Below are 4,957 nucleotides of genomic sequence, written 5' to 3' on the forward strand. Positions count from 1 at the left end.
CCGTCGAAGCTGACTCGATCACGGTCAACCTGCGCCTTCGGGAAAGCGGTTTGCCCCGGTTGCGCTCGCTGCTCGGCCGCGCGGACGATACTCCCGCTTCGGAGCTTGCGGGGCAACTTCTGCGCATCGTGGCGGATCGGCGGCCGCTGCCGGAAGCGAAACCCGTGTCCGTGGCGAGGGTCGACTCATCGAAAGACCGGCGCCGAACCGCGGAGGCATATTACGAGGCCGATCTGAATTATCCCTTGGTCCGGCGGCCGAGGACCTTGCACCTGCTGCCCCCGGAGCGCGCCGGCAAGGACTTGGGTCTGATCGTTCTGCACCGGGGCGTGCCCGTGGCCGATCTAGCGCCCTTGTCGAAACCGGCCCGCCTGCAATTGGACTGGAACGATTCGTGGCGGTCCCGATTCGATGATGCTGAAATGGCGCGCCGCCACACCGAACCGCGCTCCTTCGTCTATGTCGAGCCTTACGAAGTGCGGCACGAATTGCTGCTGAGGCTGTGCGATCTTCTGCCGCGGCTGAACTTTGCGCCCGTGAATCCGTACCGCATCGAAGGCGCGGAGCGGGAAAGGCTGAAACAGGCGATCGGCGACCTGCTGCTGCATCGCAATTCGCTGCGCCTGGACGGTGAGGCGGCGACGCCCCGGCTGGACCGGGTCGAATTCTTGCGTTACCGGCGCGGCGGCGTGGAGACCGTTGCGGACGGCGAGCCCGTCGACAGCGCTACCGCCGTGGTGGGAGCGATTCTGGTCTATCTGACCGAGCGTCCCGCTGCGGCCGTAGAGCTGACCTGGGAGCTGTTCGACGCCGTCGGCGCATCGCGGCCGGTCAGCCTGCAACTGAACGACGAAACTTTCGAAGCCGAGATGACGCGGCGCGATCCGGTCTTCCGCTGGTCGGTGGAGGAAGCGCTGAAAAATCCCGCTGTGCCGGAAGCCGCCTCGATGATCCAACAACCCTTGGCGGTGGCATCCGCTCCCGGCACCGTATTACTCCGCACTGCCGGCATTGCCCTCGCGGCAGCCGTCGGATGGCGCTGGCGACGGCGCCAGTTTTTGCCGCCGGGCACCGGCGCCCAACTCGGCGTGATCCTGGCCGTGGCCGGGTGCGTCGCCTTTTACCCGGAGATCGCGCACTTTCCCGCCCATGCCGGGAGCACTATCCCGGCGCTTCTCGGGGAGGAGACGATGAAAACCGAGCTGCGGGCCCTGCTGCATAATGTTTATCGGGCCTTTCAATTGCCGGAAGAGGAAGCGGCATACGACCGCCTGGCCATGAGCCTGTCGGGGGAGCTTCTGGACGACATTTATCTTCGCCAGCGCCGGGCTCTGTTGCGGCGGGGCAAGAGATTCGGCGGCGACGGTCGGGTCGAGCGGGTCGAGATTCTCTCCAGCGAAATCCAATCGGTGGACCCGAAATCCGGACGCTGCACGGTCGCCGCCCGCTGGATCGCCCACGGCGCGGTGTCGCATTGGGGCCATTCCCATCCGCGGACTACGCTTTACGCGGCGCGGCTGGTCCTGCGCCAGGCGGAAGATGGCCGTCTGAAGATCACGGACCTGGAGTTTACCGAAGGGCGCAGGACGGACCCGGCGACGTAATGATCCAAATCGAAGACCTCGAATTTAGCTACCCCGGCGCCGAATTCCGCCTCGCCGTTCCCGAGCTCCGGATTTCCCGCGGCGAGAAAATCGCCTTGATCGGGGCCAGCGGGGCGGGCAAGACGACCCTGCTGAAGCTGATGGCCGGCATCGCGGTCCCGCAGTCCGGGAACGTCCGCGTGGATGGCGTGCCTATGCGCGAGCTCAGCGACCGTCAGCGGCGCAACTTCCGTGTTTCGCGCATCGGCTTCGTGTTCCAGGAACTGGAACTCCTCGAATATTTGAACGTACTCGACAACATCGTGCATACCTACCGGATCAATAGGGTTCTCAAGCTCAATGGGCGAGTGAGGGAGCGAGCGGCGGAACTGGCCGAGGCGGCGGGTTTGATGGGCAAGCTAAAGCGGATGCCGCGGGAACTTTCGCAAGGCGAACGGCAGCGGGTCGCGGTATGCCGGGCGCTGTTGCCGGAGCCGGGGCTGATCCTGGCGGACGAGGCGACCGGCAGTCTCGATCCGGGCAACAAGAGTCGGATTCTCGGCCTTTTGTTCCGGATGACAGAGCGCAACGGCGCGACGCTGGCGGCGGTCACGCACGACCACGAACTCCTGCCGCGCTTCGATCGGGTAATCGATCTGAGCGCTTTTCGCCGCTGACCGGATGCAGCACGATTTTTATCTCGCCTGGCGCTATCTTCGCCACAACAAGATCCGCAGCCTGATTCTGGCCGCTTGTCTGGCCATGATCACGGCGCTGCCTCAGGCTCTGCACCGCCTCCTGGACGAGGCCGAGCGCTGGATGTCGGCGCGCGCCGAAGCTACGCCCCTGTTGGTGGGGGCCCAAGGCAGCGCGGCGGACCTGGTGCTGAACGCTCTTTATTTCACCGACGCTCCGGCGTTCATAAGCATGGGCGAGGCCGACCGTATCGCGGCCACCGGCTGGGCCGATCCGCTGCCGGTTTACGCCCGGTTCCGGGTTCGCGGCCTGCCCCTGGTGGGCGTCACGACGGATTATTTCGAATTCCGCGGCTTGGCCCCGGCGGAAGGCGTTCTTCCGGCCCTGCTGGGGGATTGCGTGCTGGGGGCCGAAGCCGCCGAGCGTCTGAAACTCGCACCGGGGGACGTTCTTCCGACGACGCCGGAAAACGTTTTCGACCTGGCCGGCGTCCATCCGCTCAAGTTGAAAGTGGTCGGCATCCTGGCGAAATCCCACGTCCCGGACGACCGGGCCGTGTTCGTGGATCTTCAAACGGCCTGGGTGATCGAGGGATTGGGGCACGGCCATGAGACCGGGCCGGGGGCGGGCAGGGCGGATGCGGCGTTCGCGCCGTTATCGGGCGATGTCTCGGCCTACACCGAAATCACCCCGGACAACCTGGCATCCTTCCACTTTCACGGCGATCCGGCCGACTTTCCCATCAGCGCAGTGATCGCGGTTCCGCGCGACGTGCGTTCGGCCGCCCTGCTGCGTGGACGCTATCCGGACAGCGAAGCCAAGACGCAAATCGTCCGTCCCTTGGACGTGACCCGTAGCCTGCTGCAAAACATCTTCCGCATCGGCGCGCTGTTCGATGCCATTCTTCTGCCATTGGGCGCTGCCGCGCTGCTCATGGTCGCGCTGGTCTTCGCGCTGTCGCTCCGACTGCGGCAGCGCGAAATCGAGACCATCCATCTGATCGGCTGTTCGCCGCTGACCGTGGTCCGGCTGATGGCCGCGGAAATCGCGCTCATCGCGCTGGGCGCCGGAACCCTCGGCTTGGTTCTGGTGCAAGCGGTCCGTGCCGGTGCAGCCGAATTCGTCCGCCATTTCGTTATCGCCTGAGGGAGTTATCCGTGTTTATCTCTTTTTCATGGCGCCGAGTCGCGCCGTACTTGCTGTTTTTAACCGTCGCGGCGACTACCGGTCAGGCGAGCGCCGCCGGCTCACCCGGATTGAAGATCGTCGCCGCAAACTATCCTCTGGCCTATTTCGCCGAGCGGCTGGCGGGCGCCAGGGCGCGTGTGGTTCTTCCGGTTCCGACCGGCGCCGATCCGGCGTTTTGGCAACCCAGCGCCGAAACGGTGGGCGAAATGCAGAAAGCGGACCTGATTCTCCTCAACGGTGCCGGTTACGAAAAATGGCTGCCTCAAGTAAGCCTGCCGCGCCTCAGGCTGGCGAACACATCCCTGGCGTTCCGGAACGCTTATCTCCGGATCGAGAACGCCGTCGTCCATAGCCACGGACCCGGTGGCCGACACGCCCACGAAGGTTCAGCCTTCACTACCTGGCTGGATTTCGATCAGGCCGGAAAGCAGGCGCAGGCCGTCGCCGATGCGATCGTCCGAAAGCGGCCGGAATGGAAGAGCGTAGTGACTGGAAACCTGAAGCCGCTGCTGGATGACCTTGCCGGCTTGGATGCCGAAATGAAACAAACGGTTGCCGCCGATTTCCGCCGGCCGCTGCTTGCCTCCCACCCTGTCTATCAGTACCTGGCCCGCCGCTACGGTCTGAATCTGAAAAGCGTTCACTGGGAGCCCGACGAAATGCCGCCCGCCGCGGAGTGGAGCGCCTTGCGGGACCTGCGGGCGAACCATTCGGCGCGCTGGATGATCTGGGAAGCCCAACCCGCTCGGGAGATTGCCGCGAAGCTGAAGACCATGGGTATCGAAAGCGTCGTGTTCGACCCCTGCGCCAATCGACCGGAAGACGGTGATTTTCTGACGGTGATGAAGCGAAACATGGAGGAATTGAAGACGGCGTACCGGTGAAAAAGAGGGCGGACTTTACGAAACTGAGCACAGTCACGACGATTCGGCGTCGTCGCGGCTTCCGGTACAAGGCTGTAACGGAGAAAAAGGATTGCTGTCGGGAATCGGCGTCATAATAGTCCGGCTCTAAAATCCTTCTGCCGGATTCTTCGGCACCATCGGCGGTCCGAATGGCGCTACCGATGCGCCTTGTGCATTCGATATTTTTGCCGATATCGCTTCGACAACCGTTGCCCGTGCTCCTCACACAAGAAACGGTGTTCGCCGGTGAGTCCGGGTACGTTCATGGGCTTTCTGAGATCATAAACCGCCGGCTTGCGGCATTGCTCGCCGACCCAGCACAAAGGGCTATGGTTATGCATGCGTCCTTTCCTCTTCTGACGAGACCAAGGAGGTAATCATGCAAAAACAGGACCATTGCCATCTATGCGAGGGGCTGGATCGGCTTATTCCGTTCGGCATTCGAGTGAACATTATGTAGGGTGGGTTAGCGGAGCGTAACCCACCGATCCGAGACTGCTCAGTGGGTTACGGCCGCGCGGCCTAACCCACCATCGATGGGTTTCGCTTCGCTCTACCCATCCTACAAAATGAATTCCTGATTGA

General features: G+C 63.4%; 5 protein-coding genes. 4 read left to right on the forward strand and 1 reads right to left on the reverse strand.

Features of this window, described 5'->3' with window-relative positions; translation table 11 throughout:
• The 4 genes from ABJK70_RS20055 to ABJK70_RS20070 form a co-directional block, all read left to right on the forward strand.
• Window positions 1-1,604 (forward strand): hypothetical protein (locus tag ABJK70_RS20055; RefSeq protein WP_347258881.1); only part of this gene is annotated, 1,604 nt, incomplete at its 5' end.
• Complete coding sequence (locus ABJK70_RS20060) at window positions 1,604-2,260, forward strand: ATP-binding cassette domain-containing protein (protein WP_156881022.1); 657 nt, start codon at window positions 1,604-1,606, stop codon at window positions 2,258-2,260. The genes ABJK70_RS20055 and ABJK70_RS20060, both read left to right, overlap by 1 nt.
• A gap of 4 nt (window positions 2,261-2,264) precedes the next feature.
• Window positions 2,265-3,425 carry an ABC transporter permease gene (locus tag ABJK70_RS20065; RefSeq protein ID WP_077730118.1) on the forward strand — a complete coding sequence of 387 codons (1,161 nt, stop codon included), beginning with the start codon at window positions 2,265-2,267 and terminating at the stop codon, window positions 3,423-3,425.
• Between the two features lie 11 nt (window positions 3,426-3,436).
• Window positions 3,437-4,351 carry a metal ABC transporter substrate-binding protein gene (locus tag ABJK70_RS20070; RefSeq protein ID WP_347258882.1) on the forward strand — a complete coding sequence of 305 codons (915 nt, stop codon included), beginning with the start codon at window positions 3,437-3,439 and terminating at the stop codon, window positions 4,349-4,351.
• Between the two features lie 176 nt (window positions 4,352-4,527).
• Here the strand turns inward: ABJK70_RS20070 and ABJK70_RS20075 are convergent, their stop codons facing one another.
• Entirely contained in the window at window positions 4,528-4,713 is a 186-nt protein-coding gene (locus tag ABJK70_RS20075; protein ID WP_077730119.1) for a hypothetical protein, read from the reverse strand.
• Between the last annotated feature and the right edge of the window lie 244 nt (window positions 4,714-4,957).

It is taken from the genome of Methylocaldum sp. (assembly GCF_039794385.1).
Classification (GTDB): Bacteria; Pseudomonadota; Gammaproteobacteria; order Methylococcales; family Methylococcaceae; genus Methylocaldum.